Genomic DNA, 18,209 nt, shown 5'->3' with positions numbered 1-18,209 from the left:
GTCAAGGCGACTTACTCGTCGTTGTTGCCACCCAGGTTACCTGCGTTCAGCAACTCGGCCAAGTTAGCCGTCGCTTCTGCCGCGCTCACTACAGGAACCACTGGCACTTCGCCCTGTGCTTTACGGCGCATACGATCCTGGTGATAAGCGTAACCGGTACCGGCTGGGATCAGACGGCCCACGATCACGTTCTCTTTCAGACCACGCAGTTCATCACGCTTACCGGCAACTGCCGCTTCGGTGAGAACACGCGTCGTTTCCTGGAACGATGCAGCAGAGATGAAGGACTCGGTCGCCAAGGAAGCCTTGGTGATACCCAGCAGATCGCGCGAGAAGGTAGCTTCGATCTTGCCTTCAGCGGCAAGTTTACGGTTAGCAATCTTGACGCGTGAAACTTCAGCCTGTTCGCCTTCCAGGAATTCGGTGCCACCCGCGCTGACGATGGTGCCTTTACGCAGCATCTGACGAACGATAACTTCGATGTGTTTATCGTTAATCTTAACGCCTTGCAGACGGTAAACTTCCTGCACTTCGTTGGTGATGTAGCGGGTAACCGCATGCACACCACGCAGACGCAGAATGTCATGTGGAGATTCTGGGCCGTCAGAAACAACGTCACCACGTTCCACAATTTCACCTTCAAACACGTTGAGCTGACGCCATTTCGGAATCATCTCTTCGTAAGCATCGCTGCCGTCCAGTGGCGAGATCACCAGGCGACGTTTGCCTTTGGTCTCTTTACCGAACGAGATAATCCCGCTGATTTCAGCCAGGATTGCTGGCTCTTTCGGACGACGAGCTTCGAACAGATCCGCAACGCGTGGCAGACCACCGGTGATGTCCTTGGTACCGCCGGATTCCTGAGGAATACGCGCCAGGGTATCACCCGCACCGATCTGAATGCCGTCTTCCAGCTGCACAATCGCTTTACCTGGCAGGAAGTATTGAGCAGGCATATCAGTACCTGGGATCAATACGTCGTCACCTTTGGCATCAACGATTTTCAGTGCCGGACGCAGGTCTTTACCGCTACCGGTACGTTCTGCGCTGTCCAGTACCACCAGAGAAGACAAACCGGTCAGTTCGTCGGTCTGGCGGGTAATGGTCTGGCCGTCAACCATATCGGCGAAGCGAATGAAACCGCCCACCTCGGTAACAACCGGCATGGTGTGCGGATCCCAGTTAGCCACGGTTTCGCCGCCGTTAACTTCTGCACCATCACCTTTGCCCATTACGGAACCGTAAGGCACTTTGTAGCTTTCTTTGGTACGGCCGAATTCGTCGATCAGCTTCAGTTCGGTGTTACGAGAGGTGATCACCAGCTTGCCTGCGGCGTTCATAACGAACTTCACATTGCTCAGCTTCAGCGTACCCTTGTTCTTCACCTGGATGCTAGATTCAGCAGCCGCACGCGAAGCCGCACCACCGATGTGGAACGTACGCATCGTCAGCTGTGTACCAGGTTCACCGATAGACTGCGCCGCGATAACGCCGATGGCTTCGCCTTTGTTGATGATGTGACCACGTGCCAGGTCGCGACCATAGCAGTTAGCACACACACCAAAGTCGGTTTCACAACTTACTACGGAACGAACCTTAACGCTGTCGACAGAGTTCTCTTCCAACAGGTCACAGGTCTTCTCGTTCAGCAGGGTGTTGCGTGGCACCAGGATGTCTGCCGTACCCGGCTTGATGACATCTTCAGCGGTCACACGACCCAGAACGCGCTCACGGAGTGGCTCTTTAACATCGCCACCTTCGATAACCGGAGTCATCATGATGCCGTTGTGAGTACCACAGTCGTCTTCAGTCACCACCAGATCCTGCGCCACGTCAACCAGACGACGGGTCAGATAACCGGAGTTTGCTGTTTTCAGTGCGGTATCCGCCAAACCTTTACGCGCACCGTGCGTGGAGATGAAGTACTGGAGTACGTTCAAGCCTTCACGGAAGTTCGCGGTGATTGGCGTTTCGATGATTGAACCGTCTGGCTTCGCCATCAGGCCACGCATACCAGCCAACTGACGAATCTGAGCAGCAGAACCACGAGCACCGGAGTCGGCCATCATAAAGATGCTGTTGAAGGAAACTTGTTGTTCCACCACGCCGTCACGGTTAACCACGTCTTCAACCGACAGGTTTTCCATCATCGCTTTAGCAACACGTTCGTTCGCCGCAGCCCAGATATCGATCACTTTGTTATAGCGTTCGCCAGCGGTTACCAGACCAGACTGGAACTGCTCCTGGATCTCGGCAACTTCGGTTTCCGCTTCTTCGATGATCTCTGCTTTCTTGGCTGGGATAACCATGTCATCGATACCTACGGATGCGCCTGAACGGGCAGCGTAAGCAAAACCGGTGTACATGATCTGGTCAGCGAAGATAACGGTCGGCTTCAGGCCCAGGATGCGGTAACAGGTGTTCAGCATCTTGGAGATCGCTTTCTTGCCCAGAGGCTGGTTAACGATCGAGTACGGCAGACCCTGTGGTACGATCATCCAAAGGATGGCGCGGCCAATGGTAGTATCAACGATTGTGGTCTGGTGAATAGATTCACCTTCGGTATTCCTGATCTCTTCTGTAATACGCACTTTGACGCGTGCGTGCAGAGAGGCCAGACCGGCGCGATAAACACGTTCAGCTTCTTTAGGACCCGTCAGAACCATGCCTTCGCCTTTGGCGTTAACACAGTCACGAGTCATATAGTACAGACCCAATACAACGTCCTGAGAAGGAACGATGATTGGCTCGCCGTTCGCTGGTGACAGGATGTTGTTGGTAGACATCATCAGCGCACGCGCTTCCAACTGGGCTTCCAGCGTCAGCGGTACGTGCACAGCCATCTGGTCACCATCGAAGTCGGCGTTGTATGCCGCACAAACCAATGGGTGCAACTGGATCGCTTTACCTTCGATCAGAACCGGTTCAAACGCCTGGATACCCAAACGGTGCAGGGTTGGTGCACGGTTCAGCAGTACCGGGTGTTCACGGATAACTTCATCCAGGATATCCCAAACGACCGCTTCTTCGCGCTCAACCATTTTCTTGGCGGCTTTGATCGTTGTGGCCAGGCCACGCAGTTCCAGCTTGCCGTAGATGAACGGTTTGAACAGCTCCAGTGCCATTTTCTTCGGCAGACCGCACTGATGCAGACGCAGGTATGGACCTACGGTGATTACAGAACGACCAGAGTAGTCAACGCGTTTACCCAACAGGTTCTGACGGAAACGACCTTGCTTACCTTTGATCATGTCGGCCAAAGATTTCAGAGGGCGCTTGTTCGAACCGGTGATCGCACGACCGCGACGGCCGTTATCCAGCAGGGCATCTACCGCTTCTTGCAGCATACGCTTTTCGTTGCGCACGATGATGTCAGGCGCGGCCAGATCCAGCAGGCGTTTCAGACGGTTGTTACGGTTGATGACGCGGCGATACAGATCGTTAAGATCGGAAGTCGCGAAACGGCCACCATCCAGCGGAACCAATGGACGCAGATCCGGCGGCAGTACCGGCAGCACGGTCAGGATCATCCACTCTGGCTTGTTACCAGACTGAACGAACGCTTCCAGCAGCTTGATACGCTTGGTCAGCTTCTTACGCTTGGTTTCGGAGTTGGTTTCGTTCAACTCTTCACGCAGTTGCTCGCACTCGGCTTCCAGATCCATGTTTTTCAACAGGGCCTGAATAGCTTCCGCACCCATCTTGGCATCGAATTCGTCACCAAACTCTTCCAGCGCATCCAGATACTGCTCTTCAGTCAGGATCTGACGACGCTCGAGGTTGGTCATACCGCCTTCAATCACCACATAGGATTCGAAGTACAGTACACGTTCGATGTCGCGCAGTGGCATATCCAGCAGCAAACCGATACGCGATGGCAGCGATTTCAGGAACCAGATGTGCGCAGTTGGGGAAGCCAGTTCGATGTGGCCCATACGCTCACGGCGCACTTTGGTCTGGGTCACTTCAACGCCGCACTTCTCGCAGATCACACCGCGGTGCTTCAAGCGCTTGTACTTACCGCACAGGCACTCGTAATCTTTTACCGGCCCAAAGATACGGGCGCAGAAAAGGCCGTCACGTTCTGGTTTGAACGTACGGTAGTTAATGGTTTCCGGCTTCTTCACTTCGCCGAACGACCACGAACGGATCATGTCTGGCGATGCCAGAGCAATCTTGATCGCATCAAACTCTTCGGTCTTAGTTTGCGCTTTCAGAAACTTCAATAAGTCTTTCACGGATTGGCTCCTGTCGGAGTTAAACCTGTTGGGCGCACGCTGACAAATCGCGCGCCCGTGTGACCTGAACAACCACCCTCTGGTTCCCTAAGGCCGGGAACCAGAGCCGGAATAGCGATTAGTCGCCTTCCAGTTCGATGTTGATCCCCAGCGAGCGGATTTCTTTCAACAGTACGTTGAAGGATTCCGGCATACCAGGTTCCATACGGTGATCGCCATCCACGATGTTTTTGTACATCTTGGTACGGCCGTTGACGTCATCGGACTTAACGGTAAGCATTTCCTGCAAGGTGTAAGCTGCGCCGTAGGCTTCCAGCGCCCACACTTCCATCTCACCGAAGCGCTGACCACCGAATTGCGCCTTACCACCCAGCGGTTGCTGAGTAACCAAGCTGTAAGAACCGGTAGAACGGGCGTGCATTTTATCGTCGACCAAGTGGTTCAGTTTCAGCATGTACATATAGCCAACGGTTACCTGGCGCTCGAACTGCTCACCGGTACGGCCATCAAACAGCGTAATCTGACCAGAAGTCGGGATACCGCCCATTTCCAGCAATTGCTTGATTTCGGTCTCTTTCGCACCGTCGAAGACTGGCGTTGCGATCGGCATACCTTTTTTCAGGTTCTCTGCCAGACGCATCACTTCGTCGTCGGTGAAGGTGTTCAGATCGACTTTCTGGCAAACGCCGTCGCCGAGATCGTAAGCTTTCTGGATGAACTCACGCAGTTTGGCCACTTCCTGATGCTGCTTGAGCATTTGGTTGATCTTCTCACCAATGCCTTTCGCAGCCATACCCAGGTGGGTTTCCAGGATCTGACCGATGTTCATACGTGATGGAACGCCCAGCGGGTTCAGTACGATGTCAACCGGCGTACCGTTTTCATCGTAAGGCATATCTTCGATCGGGTTGATCTTGGAGATAACACCCTTGTTACCGTGGCGGCCTGCCATCTTGTCACCCGGTTGGATCTGACGCTTAACGGCCAGATAAACCTTAACGATTTTCAGCACGCCTGGTGCCAGATCGTCGCCTTGGGTGATCTTACGACGCTTGGCTTCCAGCTTCTTCTCGAAGTCGGATTTCAGTTCGTCATACTGCTCTGCCAACTGTTCCAGCTGGTTTTGCTTGTCTTCGTCGGTCAGGCCCAGTTCCAGCCAGCGATCGCGTGGCAGCTTGCTCAGCTTCTCAGCTTCAATGCCACCGGCAACCAGCACCGCATGGATACGTGCAAACAGGCCAGCTTCCAGGATCTGCAGTTCTTCAGTCAGGTCTTTTTTCGCCTGCTTCAGCTGCATCTCTTCGATTTCCAACGCACGCTTGTCTTTTTCCACGCCATCGCGGGTGAAGACCTGCACGTCAATAATCGTACCGGAAACGCCGTTAGGCACACGCAGAGAAGAGTCTTTAACGTCAGACGCTTTCTCACCGAAGATCGCACGCAGCAGCTTCTCTTCTGGTGTCAGTTGGGTTTCACCTTTCGGCGTTACCTTACCGACCAGAATGTCGCCACCGGTCACTTCAGCACCGATATACACGATACCGGACTCATCCAGTTTGGAGAGCGCAGCTTCACCCACGTTCGGGATGTCGGCAGTGATCTCTTCAGGCCCCAGCTTGGTGTCACGAGACACACACGCCAATTCCTGAATGTGGATGGTGGTGAAGCGATCTTCCTGTACCACACGCTCGGAGACCAAAATGGAGTCTTCGAAGTTGTAGCCGTTCCAAGGCATGAACGCGACGCGCATGTTCTGGCCCAGCGCCAGTTCACCCAGATCGGTAGACGGACCATCTGCCAGCACGTCGCCGCGCTCGATTGGCTCGCCCAGATTCACACACGGCATCTGGTTGATACAGGTGTTCTGGTTAGAACGGGTGTACTTGGTCAGGTTATAAATATCGATACCTGCTTCGCCCGGGTACATCTCGTCTTCGTTAACTTTGATAACGATACGGGAAGCATCCACGTACTGGATCACACCACCACGCTTGGCTACGGCAGTAACACCGGAGTCAACCGCAACAGCACGTTCCATACCGGTACCGACCAGCGGCTTGTCAGCACGCAGAGTTGGAACCGCCTGACGTTGCATGTTCGCACCCATCAATGCACGGTTGGCATCATCGTGTTCCAGGAATGGAATCAGTGAAGCACCAACGGAAACAACCTGCTGGGTAGATACGTCCATATAGTCAACCTGATCGCGGCTAAACAGGCTTGATTCGCCTTTGCTACGACAGGTAACCAGGTCTTCTTCAAAGCGGCCTTCTTCGTCCAGGTTGGAGTTCGCCTGAGCGATAACGAAGTTGCCTTCTTCAATAGCAGACAGATAGTTGATTTCATCGGTCACCACGCCGTCACGCACGCGGCGGTACGGGGTTTCCAGGAAGCCATACTCGTTGGTCTGTGCGTACACGGACAAGGAGTTGATCAAACCGATGTTTGGACCTTCCGGCGTTTCGATTGGGCACACGCGACCATAGTGAGTCGGGTGTACGTCTCGAACTTCAAAGCCCGCACGTTCACGGGTCAAGCCGCCTGGGCCCAATGCAGAGATACGACGCTTGTGCGTGATCTCAGACAACGGGTTGTTCTGGTCCATAAACTGAGACAGCTGGCTTGAGCCAAAGAACTCTTTCACCGCCGCCGAAATCGGCTTGGCGTTGATCATGTCCTGGGGCATCAGGGTGTCCAGATCGCCCAGAGACAGACGCTCTTTAACCGCACGCTCAACACGTACCAGACCGACACGGAACTGGTTCTCGGCCATTTCGCCAACGGAACGGATACGACGGTTGCCCAAGTGGTCGATATCGTCCACTTCGCCTTTACCGTTACGGATATCGATGAGCTTCTTCATCACTTCAATGATGTCGTCTTTGCTCAGGATGCCCGAACCTTCGATCTCGTCACGCAGCAGAGAACGGTTGAACTTCATCCGGCCAACCGCAGACAGATCGTAGCGGTCTTCAGAGAAGAACAGGTTCTCGAACAGGCTTTCCGCCGCTTCGCGCGTTGGTGGCTCACCAGGGCGCATCATACGGTAGATTTCTACCAGTGCACTCAGACGATCGGTGGTTGGATCGACACGTACGGTCTCAGAGATGTACGCACCGTGATCCAGATCGTTGGTGAACAGCGTTTCGATACGCTTGTGACCAGACTGGCTCAGCTTGGCCAGCAGATCCAGAGACAGCTCCATGTTGGCTGCACAGATCAGCTCACCGGTATTGGTATCGATATAGTCCTTCGCGACCACTTTGCCCGCGATGTACTCAACCGGTACTTCAATACTGTGAATTTCGTCTTTTTCGAGCTGACGGATATGACGAGCAGTGATACGACGGCCTTTCTCAATGTAGATCTTACCATTGGCTTCGATATCGAAGGTCGCCGTTTCACCACGCAGACGCTCTGGAACCAGTTCCATCTGCAGCTTGTTATCACGGATCTCGAAAACAATTTTCGCAAAGAACAGGTCAAGGATCTGTTCAGTGGTGAAGCTCAGGGCGCGCAGAATGATGGTCGCAGGCAACTTGCGGCGACGGTCAATACGCACGAACAGGTTGTCTTTCGGGTCGAACTCGAAATCCAGCCATGAACCACGGTAAGGGATGATACGTGCGTTATACAGCACTTTACCCGAGGAGTGGGTTTTACCCTTATCGCTGTCGAAGAACACACCCGGGCTACGGTGCAGCTGGGATACGATAACCCTCTCAGTACCGTTAATCACAAAGGTACCGTTTTCGGTCATGAGCGGAATTTCGCCCATATAGACTTCTTGTTCCTTGATGTCTTTGACCGTACCTTCTGGTGCTTCACGCTCGTAGATAACTAGGCGCAGTTTTACGCGCAGCGGTGCAGAGTACGTCACACCACGAATCTGGCACTCTTTGACGTCAAACACCGGCTCACCAAGACGGTAGCTAACGTATTGCAGCTCCGAATTGCCACTGTAGCTCTGGATAGGGAAAACAGAACGGAATGCGGCTTCTAGGCCGTGTTGCCCTTCTGGATCTTGCTCGATAAACTTCTGGAACGAGTCAAGCTGGATAGAAAGGAGATAAGGTATGTCCAAAACTTGTGGACGTTTACCAAAATCCTTACGAATACGTTTCTTCTCGGTATAGGAGTAAACCATAGGGTTCCTCAGCTCGCTGGAAAGTCGAACCATTTGTCTGCCCAGAATGTGGACAGTTCATGCAACACCATTTTGTCGATCGGAAAGCGGGAACACTTTCCGCAATACTCGTTTCTATCACGCTTAAATCATTTCATTGCCTGTGCGACAGATTCGGCTGCAGCAGAAAAAGCAGTATATTAAGTCGTCGATAGAAAGAAATATTGGGGTTAGCCAGTAGCCAAACAGTGTGAAACTCTACTGACGCCCTACAGCGCAAAAAGGCTGGTGACCAAAAAGTCACCAGCCATCAGTCTGTTAAGCCAGACTGCACTCTGAAAAGTTAAACTTATTTAACTTCAACAGAAGCACCAGCTTCTTCCAGAGATTTTTTCAGAGCTTCAGCGTCGTCTTTGCTGATGCCTTCTTTCATTACTGCTGGAGCTGATTCTACCAGGTCTTTAGCTTCTTTCAGGCCCAGACCGGTCGCGCCACGTACTGCTTTGATAACAGCAACTTTGTTGCCACCGATAGCAGACAGAACAACGTCGAACTCAGTTTTTTCTTCAACAGCTTCAGCAGGACCAGCAGCTACAGCTACAGCAGCAGCAGCAGAAACGCCGAATTTTTCTTCCATAGCAGAAATCAGTTCAACAACGTCCATTACGGACATAGCAGCAACCGCTTCCAGGATTTGGTCTTTAGTGATAGACATAACAATTGTTCCTAAAATTCAGAAATAGTTTAAATACGTTAGCAAAGGCTAAGAAAGAGCGGCTTATGCAGCTTCTTTCTGATCGCGCAGAGCAGCCAGAGTGCGAACCAATTTGCCAGCAGCGGCTTCTTTCATGGTTGCCATCAGGCGTGCGATTGCTTCATCGTAAGTAGGCAGCGTTGCCAAGCGGTCAATTTGTGCCGCAGGGATCAGCTCACCTTCAAAGGCCGCAGCTTTAACCTCGAATTTTGCATTCGCTTTCGCGAACTCTTTGAACAGACGAGCAGCAGCGCCCGGGTGTTCGTTAGAGAATGCAATCAAGGTTGGACCGACAAACGTGTCTTTCAGGCATTCGAACGGAGTGCCTTCAACTACGCGACGCATCAGGGTGTTACGAACAACACGCATGTAAACGCCAGCTTCACGACCTGCTCTACGCAGTTCAGTCATTTTATCTACAGTAACGCCACGGGAATCCGCAACAACCGCAGACAGCGCGCCTTTGGCCACTTCGTTGACTTCAGCAACAATCGCTTGTTTGTCTTGAAGATTTAATGCCATTAGCTTTTTGCTCCTGGATTAGCCGGGGATAATTCCCCGGAACTCACTTCACTCAATACGTTGTGTAAACACGCGATATTGAGCGGGTTAACACGGTGAGCAGAATCCAGCAAAGACTATTCTTTATAAAAAGAAAAAATTTCTTTAGGCTCTGTCACCGTCTACGCAGGAAGATTAAGCATCTTTCGACACACCTGCGGTCTTGGACGGAGGCCTGGATAGGCCAGGCTCCAACCGAAAAATCTGTTGTTTCACTCTAGCAGCGCTATAGCAAAACCTTGGGGCATAGGATTCTAGGTGAATCTTTGCCCCAAGTCAAAGCGATTAGTTCGCTACAGCAGTCAAGCCGCTCTGATCGATAGCAACGCCAGCACCCATGGTGGTGGAGAGGCTAACTTTCTTGATGTACACGCCTTTCGCCTGAGATGGTTTTGCTTTTTTCAGCGCAACCAGCAGAGATTCCAGGTTTTCTTTCAGCTTGTCTGTATCGAAATCAACCTTACCGATAGTGGTATGGATGATGCCGTTTTTATCGTTACGATAACGAACCTGACCTGCTTTAGCGTTTTTCACTGCTTCAGCAACGTTCGGAGTAACGGTACCCACTTTCGGGTTTGGCATCAGGCCACGTGGACCCAGAACCTGGCCCAGTTGACCAACTACGCGCATTGCATCCGGGGAAGCAATAACAACGTCGAAGTTCATTTCGCCTTTCTTAATCTGGTCAGCCAGATCTTCCATACCTACCAGCTCTGCGCCAGCCGCTTTCGCAGCTTCAGCGTTAGGGCCTTGGGCAAATACGGCAACGCGAACGGAACGACCGGTGCCGTGTGGCAGAACGGTAGCACCACGTACGTTTTGGTCTGATTTACGAGCGTCGATGCCGAGGTTAACAGCAACGTCAACGCTTTCTACGAATTTAGCGGTGGCCAGCTCTTTCAGCAGAGCAACAGCTTCGGTGATGTCATACTGTTTAGTAGCATCAACTTTGTCACGGATCACGCGCATGCGCTTGGTCAGCTTAGCCATTTCTTAATCCTCCACTACCAGGCCCATGGAACGAGCAGTACCTTCGATGGAGCGAGTCATCGCTTCAACGTCAGAACCAGTCATGTCCGCAGCTTTGGTCTCTGCGATTTCACGTACCTGAGCACGAGTCACTTTACCGACTTTTTCTTTGTTCGGCTTACCGGAACCAGACTTAACACCAGCTGCTTTCTTCAGCAGAACTGCCGCTGGCGGGGTCTTGGTAACGAAAGTGAAGGAGCGATCAGAATAAACAGTAATAACAACAGGGATCGGCAGACCTTTTTCAATGCTGTCAGTCTTAGCATTGAACGCCTTACAGAATTCCATGATGTTAACACCTTGCTGACCCAGAGCTGGACCGACTGGCGGGCTCGGGTTAGCCATACCGGCTGCAACTTGCAGCTTGACGTAGGCTTGTACTTTCTTGGCCATTGAAATTTCCTCGTATGGGTAGTATCGCCTCTAAAGAGGCTCCCCGTGTTTTACCCCGCTCCAAGAGCGAAGCATCTAAAAACAAAAGGCGCGAAATTGTAGTTCAATTCCGCGCCTCTGACAAGCAACAAATCCGCTTGCATTGCTGATTAATCAATCAGCCTTTTTCTACCTGGCTGAAGTCCAACTCTACCGGCGTTGCGCGGCCAAAGATGGAAACAGAAACCTTCAGGCGGCTTTTCTCGTAGTCCACTTCTTCAACAACACCGTTGAAGTCAGCAAACGGACCATCGTTAACGCGCACCAGTTCACCCGGTTCGAACAACGTTTTCGGACGTGGCTTATCACCCGCCTGCTGCAGACGGTTCATAATCGCATCCACTTCTTTGTCGCTGATAGGCGCAGGACGATCGGAAGTTCCACCGATGAAGCCCATAACACGAGGAACGCTACGCACCAAGTGCCAGCTCGCATCATTCATCACCATCTGGACCAATACATAACCAGGGAAGAATTTACGTTCACTCTTGCGACGCTGGCCACCACGGATTTCAACGACTTCTTCCGTAGGTACCATGACTTCGCCGAACAGCTCTTCCATATCCTGCAGTTTGATGTGTTCACGCAGCGATTGAGCTACGCGACCTTCAAAACCGGAAAACGCCTGAACGACGTACCAACGTTTTTTTGGGGCTTCAGACATTTTAGAACCTCAGGCCAGTAATAAACGATACCAGACGGACCAGAATACCATCCAGCCCCCACAGAATCAGTGACATCACGGCAGTTACCGCGGCAACGATCAACGTGGTATGTAACGTTTCCTGACGAGTTGGCCAAATCACTTTACGTACTTCAGTACGCGCTTCGCGCGCAAACGCAACGGTGGCTTTGCCCTTGGTAGTCATCAATGCCACTGCTCCAGCAACCACAATGATCAGTACAACTGCCAGCGCGCGCAATGGCAGGCTGAAATCACGGTAATAATAGTTACCGACAATAGCCATAACCAACAGAACGGCGACGATCAACCACTTAGTCACTTCAAGGCCGCGTCCGCTCCCTTGAGCCTCGGTATTCGCACTCATAAACCAACCTGTCACAATGATTCAAACAAATAACTTTGCCTCGCAACGCGAGGCAAACCAAACCGATCAGATGCTGCTGAGCAGCACTCGGTGTTTTACGCTATGACGTATTTCAGTCAATACGGTTTAAGAGCCCATCTCACCAATGATTATGACTGCAAAATCGCTGATGAGATAGGTTCTAGTTCACAGCGTATAAAAAGGGCATCAAATGATGCCCTTTTACCGCATGTCGCGTCAAATATTATCAGCGATTAGGCAATAACTTTGGCAACAACGCCCGCACCTACAGTACGGCCACCTTCACGGATTGCGAAACGCAGGCCGTCATCCATTGCGATTGGGTGGATCAGCGTGACTTTCATGTTCACGTTGTCACCAGGCATGACCATCTCTACGCCTTCTGGCAGTTCGATGGTACCGGTCACGTCAGTCGTACGGAAGTAGAACTGTGGACGGTAGCCTTTGAAGAATGGCGTATGACGACCACCTTCTTCTTTGCTCAGGATATACACTTCTGAATCAAACTGAGTGTGCGGCTTGATAGAGCCTGGCTTAGCCAGAACCTGACCACGTTCGATATCTTCACGCTTGATACCACGCAGCAGAACACCCACGTTCTCACCAGCACGGCCTTCGTCCAGCAGTTTGCGGAACATTTCAACGCCAGTACAGGTAGACTTAACGGTGTCTTTGATACCAACGATTTCCACTTCTTCGCCAACTTTAACAATACCGCGCTCAACACGACCGGTAACTACGGTACCACGACCGGAGATGGAGAATACGTCTTCGATTGGCAGCAGGAACGGCTTATCAATCGCACGCTCTGGTTCTGGGATGTAAGAATCCAGGTAGCCAGCCAGCTCGATGATCTTCTCTTCCCACTCTGGCACGCCATTCAGCGCTTGCAGAGCTGAACCGCGGACCACTGGCAGATCATCGCCAGGGAAGTCATACGCAGACAGAAGCTCACGCACTTCCATTTCTACTAGTTCCAGCAGTTCTTCATCATCAACCATGTCACATTTGTTCATGAATACGATGATGTAAGGAACGCCAACCTGGCGACCCAGCAGGATGTGCTCACGGGTCTGCGGCATTGGGCCGTCAGTCGCAGCAACAACCAGGATTGCGCCGTCCATCTGAGCAGCACCGGTGATCATGTTTTTCACATAGTCGGCGTGCCCTGGGCAGTCAACGTGCGCGTAGTGACGAGTCGGGGTATCGTACTCAACGTGAGAGGTATTGATGGTGATACCACGAGCTTTCTCTTCTGGTGCGTTATCGATCTGGTCGAAAGCGCGTGCATTACCGCCGTAGGTTTTAGCCAGTACGGTGGTGATTGCTGCAGTCAGGGTAGTTTTACCATGGTCAACGTGGCCGATAGTACCGACGTTAACGTGCGGTTTTGTACGTTCAAACTTTTCTTTAGACATCGATAGTCCCTCTAAGACACGGATAAATCGGTGGTATCACCACATCAACCAAGCGTTTGCTTGTTGAATCCAGAACAGAAAGAAAATCAGGGGGCGAGAAATTAAGAAGTGGTGCTGATAGGCAGATTCGAACTGCCGACCTCACCCTTACCAAGGGTGCGCTCTACCAACTGAGCTATATCAGCACATCTTGGAGCGGGCAGTGGGAATCGAACCCACATCATCAGCTTGGAAGGCTGAGGTAATAGCCATTATACGATGCCCGCATCCTGGAACTCGGCTACCTGACTTTATCTGTAGAATTTTTAAGTGTGAGAAAAGGATTGTTCGTCGCTTAACTCTTCACCCTTCGTGCCAATACTTATACTGCTATCTGGCGCGAACTTTTCAGAAGGTTTTCACCTTCCCCGTGACAACGTCAATTACTATCGGTTATCGCGGTTTAATCCTGTTGTCAGGATTCAATTTGGTGGTGGGGGAAGGATTCGAACCTTCGAAGTCTGTGACGGCAGATTTACAGTCTGCTCCCTTTGGCCGCTCGGGAACCCCACCAGATTGTGTACTCTAATTATACTTGATGGTGCCGGCTACCGGAATCGAACTGGTGACCTACTGATTACAAGTCAGTTGCTCTACCAACTGAGCTAAGCCGGCATCAAGTGCAGCGCATTCTAGGTAGACCTGACGGCCTATGCAACAAAAAATTTGCGTTCCGCGCACTATCGCTCACAAATCATTCGATTTTGCATGCCAGCTAGCAATTCTCCGCTTTGGACGTACTCATATTCATCCATCGCGGCCATTATTCTGTACAACTTTATTCATTTTTTGCAAGGGTTCCCCGGCGTTTCTTCATGCTGGGCATCGCATAACGGGCAATCTGACAAAAAATTGTCATCGGGATCGAGGCTCTACATCAGGAAATAACCGTCCATAGAACGTAAGTACTCGTTTCATTCGCTGTATCTCACACCCTCGCAGTTGACCTGAGAGCGGTATCATCACTAGGAGATACCACTTTGCAACTTGCTATCAATCAACTGCGTGCCTGTTCGCACTATTGGCATAAACTCATGCTAATCGGTAACATTTGTGAAAAAAGTCTACGCCAAAAACGAAGCTGTCTATAATATGCAGCTTGTTTATTATCTGGAGTTGGCGTCCGGCGCCGTTCCCAACCTGCGTTAACAGGCAGAATTTGGCTTATGATAAAAAGAGAGCAATCTTTAGCAACGCCATATCTTCAGTTTGATCGTACCCAGTGGGCTGCATTGCGAAATTCAGTACCACTGACGTTGTCGGAAGAAGAGATTGTTAAACTGAAAGGGATTAACGAGGATCTCTCTTTGGAAGAGGTGGCACAGATCTATTTGCCGCTCTCGCGACTGCTGAACTTCTACATCAGTTCTAACCTGCGTCGCCAAGCGGTGCTTGAACAATTCCTGGGCACGGATGGTCAACGCATCCCCTATGTCATTGGCATTGCTGGCAGTGTCGCCGTGGGTAAAAGTACGACAGCGCGTTTGTTACAGGCGTTATTGAGCCGTTGGCCTGAACATCGCAGCGTCGAGTTGATTACTACCGATGGTTTCCTGCATCCAAACAAGGTACTGAACGAACGCGGTTTGATGAAGAAAAAAGGATTTCCGCAATCCTACGATATGCACAGCCTGGTGAAGTTTGTTTCAGAAGTAAAATCGGGAGCCCGACGTGTCACTGCTCCGGTTTATTCTCATCTGATTTATGATGTTGTTCCAGAAGGTAATAAAGTTATTGAGCAGCCCGATATCCTGATTCTTGAAGGGTTGAATGTCCTGCAAAGTGGTATGGATTATCCGCACGATCCCCATCGCGTCTTCGTCTCAGATTTTGTTGACTTCTCAATATATGTCGATGCCCCAGAAAACTTATTGCAGACATGGTATATCAACCGTTTTCTGAAGTTCCGGCAGGGTGCATTTTCCAATCCAGACTCTTATTTCCATAACTATGCGAAACTTCCAGAAACGGAGGCTATTCATATTGCTACTCAATTATGGAATGAGATTAATGGATTGAATTTACACCAAAATATACTTCCAACACGCGAGCGTGCCAGCCTGATCATGACTAAAAGTGCCAATCATGCTGTAGAAAGTGTACGGTTGCGGAAATAGCTAAAAAATAAGAGAGGCTGCAGCCTCTCTTATTTCACAGCATTACTCAGCACTGCGCAAAGATATCTCACCACCAATAAATGGCCTAATTACACCATCCTGTTCAAGTAATAGTGCTCCTTGCTGATCGATACCTCTAGCAATGCCAAAAATCTGCTGCTCACCAATTAAAAGTTTAACAGGCCGATCAATAAAGTTATCTAGCTGGCGCCAGCGAGAAATAAATGGTGGGAGTCCTTCTGTTTCGAATTGCATCAATGAATGACGCAACTCATTAAGTAAGGTGGCCGCCAATTCGTTACGATCGATATTGATCCCTGTTTCTTGTAGATTAATCCACCGTTGATCGATCGTATTAGCATGTGTTTCACGCATCGCCATGTTAATACCAGCACCGAGTACCAATTGTGCCGCATCCCCAGTTTTACCTGTCAACTCAACGAGTATGCCGGCTAGCTTCCGATCGTTGAGATACAGATCGTTTGGCCATTTAACCCGTACTTGCTCTGCCCCTAAGCGCTGAAGCACTTCGGCCATCACAATACCAATGACCAAGCTAAGCCCCATTGCCGCCGCTGGCCCTTGTTCAAGACGCCAGAACATAGACAGATAGAGGTTAGCACCAAAAGGAGAGACCCACTGTCTGCCACGCCGCCCACGGCCCGCCTGCTGGTATTCTGCGATACAGGCATCACCAGAGGTTAGATCCGTAATACGATCCAGTAAATACTGGTTCGTTGAATCGACAACCGGTAAAACAGTGACACGCTTATCTTCCAGCATGCCGAGAATACGTTCGGCATCCAGTAAATTCATCTCTCCTTGCAGGCTATAGCCTTTACCTGGCACGGTAAACACATCCAACCCCCACTCCCGGATAGTCTGAATGTGTTTGTTAATGGCAGCTCGGCTCATTCCCAGAAACTCACCCAAGTGCTCACCTGAGTGAAACTCCCCATCAGCGAGGAGCGAAATAATCTTAAGTGGTACTTTGGTATCTTTCATGACAGAACCTCGACCGCATCTAGCTCACCGGTTGCCCCAATAAAGCGTACTTCCGGTTCCAGCCAGACATCGAATTTCGCTGCCACCGTATTACGTACATGCCTTGCTAGTTCGACCACATCTCTGCTACTGGCATTGTCTGCATTCACTAAAACCAGTGCCTGCTGACGATGTACTGCAGCACCACCAATCTGATACCCCTTTAACGAGCACTGATCGATGAGCCAACCAGCGGCCAATTTCACTTGCCCATCCAACTGCGGGTAATGAGGCATCGTTGGATACTGGGTAAGCAGCATGTTGGCTTTTTCCTCGCTCACCTGCGGGTTTTTGAAGAAACTGCCTGCGTTACCCATTACTCGTGGGTCCGGTAGCTTACTACGCCGCATAGCGCATACCGCATCAAAGACTTGCTGTGGCGTGACTGTCTGTCGATCCAACTTGGTAAGATCACCGTAGTTCAGTAGTGGACTCCACAGCTTATTGAGCCGTAAACCGACACCTACAATGATGTAGCCGACTTTAAACTCATGTTTAAACACGCTTTCACGGTAACCAAACTCGCAGCGTTCGGGGCTCATGCGATCAATCTCGCCAGTCCTCAGATTCAGCAGATCGACATATTCGCAAACATGCTTCAGTTCCAAGCCATACGCGCCAATATTTTGGATCGGTGCAGAGCCTACCAAACCAGGAATTAATGCTAGATTTTCCAATCCTGGTATCTCTTGCTCAAGAGTTTTACTCACCAGATAGTGCCAATTCTCACCAGAACTGACATGAAGATGCCAAGCGTCATCCTCTTCCCTGACTTCGATACCTTTCAGGTTATTGATCATAACGGTACCGGCGAAATCCTCCAAGAACAGGACATTACTCCCTTCACCGATTACCAGTAGTGGCTCACGACGCTTTTGCGCTTTTTGCCAAGCCTTAATCATCATTTCAATTTTTTCAGCAATAACTAAATGCGCTGCGTTAACGGTGAGCGCGAAAGTATTGTGTTTTTTTAAAGAAGTGTTTTCAGTAGACATGACGTTAAATACTCTTACGTAATAAATTGCCATCTAGTCTACTCGATTCAACGAATATGGCTATTATTTGTTTTTATTGAGTTGATTTTTCATCATTATGAAATGCATTTTTTAAGAGGAAATTAGAAAAGTATTTTAAGATCATATTGATACAGAACTCACCTTATCTATCTTAATTCTGTTCTCTACGTTATATAAAGTTAATAAATATTATCTATATGCATGGATATTAGGTTAAATGCTTAAAAATAAACTTCTTTAGGATATTTCAGATGAGAATCTTCGCTATATTTAACCATTCACAATGGCTGCTAGCGATAAAATGCAAATAGAAGATTTTATTGCAAAGGGAGTTATGACGCAAAAAGCCCCATGCTTTCGCATGG

At 50.4% G+C, this 18,209-nt stretch carries 12 protein-coding genes, 4 tRNA genes and 1 other RNA gene; 1 reads left to right on the top strand and 16 read right to left on the bottom strand.

From position 1 onward, the window contains the following. Positions 1-11 precede the first annotated feature (11 nt). From rpoC to AC2A1E_RS20965, 14 genes are all read right to left on the bottom strand, one after another. On the bottom strand, positions 12-4,238 hold the full coding sequence (gene rpoC, locus AC2A1E_RS21030; RefSeq protein WP_484385374.1) for a DNA-directed RNA polymerase subunit beta': 4,227 nt from the start codon (positions 4,236-4,238) through the stop codon (positions 12-14). Between the two features lie 118 nt (positions 4,239-4,356). Beyond that, positions 4,357-8,385, bottom strand: coding sequence for a DNA-directed RNA polymerase subunit beta (gene rpoB, locus AC2A1E_RS21025; RefSeq protein WP_484385373.1), 4,029 nt, complete (start codon positions 8,383-8,385; stop codon positions 4,357-4,359). A 328-nt stretch (positions 8,386-8,713) separates the two neighbouring features. Continuing rightward, a complete protein-coding gene (gene rplL, locus AC2A1E_RS21020; protein ID WP_459400323.1) occupies positions 8,714-9,079 on the bottom strand; it encodes a 50S ribosomal protein L7/L12 in 366 nt (121 codons plus the stop codon). Positions 9,080-9,142: 63 nt separating this feature from the next. Beyond that, positions 9,143-9,640 (bottom strand): 50S ribosomal protein L10, encoded by a 498-nt coding sequence (gene rplJ, locus AC2A1E_RS21015; RefSeq protein ID WP_459400324.1) that lies wholly within the window; start codon positions 9,638-9,640, stop codon positions 9,143-9,145. A gap of 324 nt (positions 9,641-9,964) precedes the next feature. Next, the gene (rplA, locus tag AC2A1E_RS21010) at positions 9,965-10,669 is read right to left on the bottom strand and encodes a 50S ribosomal protein L1 (protein WP_459400325.1); all 705 of its coding nucleotides are present in this window, start codon (positions 10,667-10,669) and stop codon (positions 9,965-9,967) included. 3 nt (positions 10,670-10,672) lie between these two features. After that, positions 10,673-11,101 carry a 50S ribosomal protein L11 gene (rplK, locus tag AC2A1E_RS21005; RefSeq protein ID WP_484385372.1) on the bottom strand — a complete coding sequence of 143 codons (429 nt, stop codon included), beginning with the start codon at positions 11,099-11,101 and terminating at the stop codon, positions 10,673-10,675. A gap of 157 nt (positions 11,102-11,258) precedes the next feature. Further along, positions 11,259-11,804 carry a transcription termination/antitermination protein NusG gene (gene nusG, locus AC2A1E_RS21000; protein ID WP_459400327.1) on the bottom strand — a complete coding sequence of 182 codons (546 nt, stop codon included), beginning with the start codon at positions 11,802-11,804 and terminating at the stop codon, positions 11,259-11,261. 1 nt (position 11,805) lies between these two features. Next, positions 11,806-12,189, bottom strand: a complete 384-nt coding sequence (gene secE / locus AC2A1E_RS20995) for a preprotein translocase subunit SecE (protein WP_459400328.1) — start codon at positions 12,187-12,189, stop codon at positions 11,806-11,808. Between the two features lie 254 nt (positions 12,190-12,443). Next, positions 12,444-13,628: an elongation factor Tu gene (tuf, locus tag AC2A1E_RS20990; protein ID WP_459400329.1), complete on the bottom strand. Its 1,185-nt coding sequence runs from the start codon at positions 13,626-13,628 to the stop codon at positions 12,444-12,446. Positions 13,629-13,737: 109 nt separating this feature from the next. Beyond that, positions 13,738-13,813, bottom strand: a tRNA-Thr gene (locus tag AC2A1E_RS20985). Positions 13,814-13,819: 6 nt separating this feature from the next. Further along, a tRNA-Gly gene (locus tag AC2A1E_RS20980) sits at positions 13,820-13,894 on the bottom strand. A gap of 40 nt (positions 13,895-13,934) precedes the next feature. Then, a non-coding RNA gene (locus tag AC2A1E_RS20975) (RtT sRNA) lies at positions 13,935-14,050 on the bottom strand. A gap of 45 nt (positions 14,051-14,095) precedes the next feature. Then, positions 14,096-14,180: transfer RNA gene (locus tag AC2A1E_RS20970), tRNA-Tyr, on the bottom strand. 26 nt (positions 14,181-14,206) lie between these two features. Next, positions 14,207-14,282: transfer RNA gene (locus AC2A1E_RS20965), tRNA-Thr, on the bottom strand. Between the two features lie 551 nt (positions 14,283-14,833). Between AC2A1E_RS20965 and coaA the strand changes: the two genes are divergently transcribed. Then, positions 14,834-15,784, top strand: a complete 951-nt coding sequence (coaA, locus tag AC2A1E_RS20960; RefSeq protein WP_484385371.1) for a type I pantothenate kinase — start codon at positions 14,834-14,836, stop codon at positions 15,782-15,784. A gap of 42 nt (positions 15,785-15,826) precedes the next feature. Here coaA and birA read toward each other — a convergent pair whose 3' ends face one another. Next, entirely contained in the window at positions 15,827-16,789 is a 963-nt protein-coding gene (gene birA, locus AC2A1E_RS20955; RefSeq protein WP_459400331.1) for a bifunctional biotin--[acetyl-CoA-carboxylase] ligase/biotin operon repressor BirA, read from the bottom strand. Continuing rightward, positions 16,786-17,823 carry a UDP-N-acetylmuramate dehydrogenase gene (murB, locus tag AC2A1E_RS20950; protein ID WP_484385370.1) on the bottom strand — a complete coding sequence of 346 codons (1,038 nt, stop codon included), beginning with the start codon at positions 17,821-17,823 and terminating at the stop codon, positions 16,786-16,788. Before murB ends, birA begins: the two co-directional genes overlap by 4 nt. Positions 17,824-18,209: the final 386 nt, after the last annotated feature.

The organism is Serratia sp. HNCC26DJ206 (genome assembly GCF_057180605.1).
Note: the sequence above shows the minus strand (reverse complement) of the source record. Positions and strands in the feature narration are given on the sequence as shown.

What these genes read in the sequence shown, in the direction of transcription:
- rpoB (WP_484385373.1), bottom strand. Translation starts at nt 8,385, where the DNA reads ATGGTTTACTCCTATACCGAGAAGAAACGTATTCGTAAGGATTTTGGT.
- rplL (WP_459400323.1), bottom strand. Translation starts at nt 9,079, where the DNA reads ATGTCTATCACTAAAGACCAAATCCTGGAAGCGGTTGCTGCTATGTCC.
- rplJ (WP_459400324.1), bottom strand. Translation starts at nt 9,640, where the DNA reads ATGGCATTAAATCTTCAAGACAAACAAGCGATTGTTGCTGAAGTCAAC.
- rplA (WP_459400325.1), bottom strand. Translation starts at nt 10,669, where the DNA reads ATGGCTAAGCTGACCAAGCGCATGCGCGTGATCCGTGACAAAGTTGAT.
- rplK (WP_484385372.1), bottom strand. Translation starts at nt 11,101, where the DNA reads ATGGCCAAGAAAGTACAAGCCTACGTCAAGCTGCAAGTTGCAGCCGGT.
- nusG (WP_459400327.1), bottom strand. Translation starts at nt 11,804, where the DNA reads ATGTCTGAAGCCCCAAAAAAACGTTGGTACGTCGTTCAGGCGTTTTCC.
- secE (WP_459400328.1), bottom strand. Translation starts at nt 12,189, where the DNA reads ATGAGTGCGAATACCGAGGCTCAAGGGAGCGGACGCGGCCTTGAAGTG.
- tuf (WP_459400329.1), bottom strand. Translation starts at nt 13,628, where the DNA reads ATGTCTAAAGAAAAGTTTGAACGTACAAAACCGCACGTTAACGTCGGT.
- coaA (WP_484385371.1), top strand. Translation starts at nt 14,834, where the DNA reads ATGATAAAAAGAGAGCAATCTTTAGCAACGCCATATCTTCAGTTTGAT.
- birA (WP_459400331.1), bottom strand. Translation starts at nt 16,789, where the DNA reads ATGAAAGATACCAAAGTACCACTTAAGATTATTTCGCTCCTCGCTGAT.
- murB (WP_484385370.1), bottom strand. Translation starts at nt 17,823, where the DNA reads ATGTCTACTGAAAACACTTCTTTAAAAAAACACAATACTTTCGCGCTC.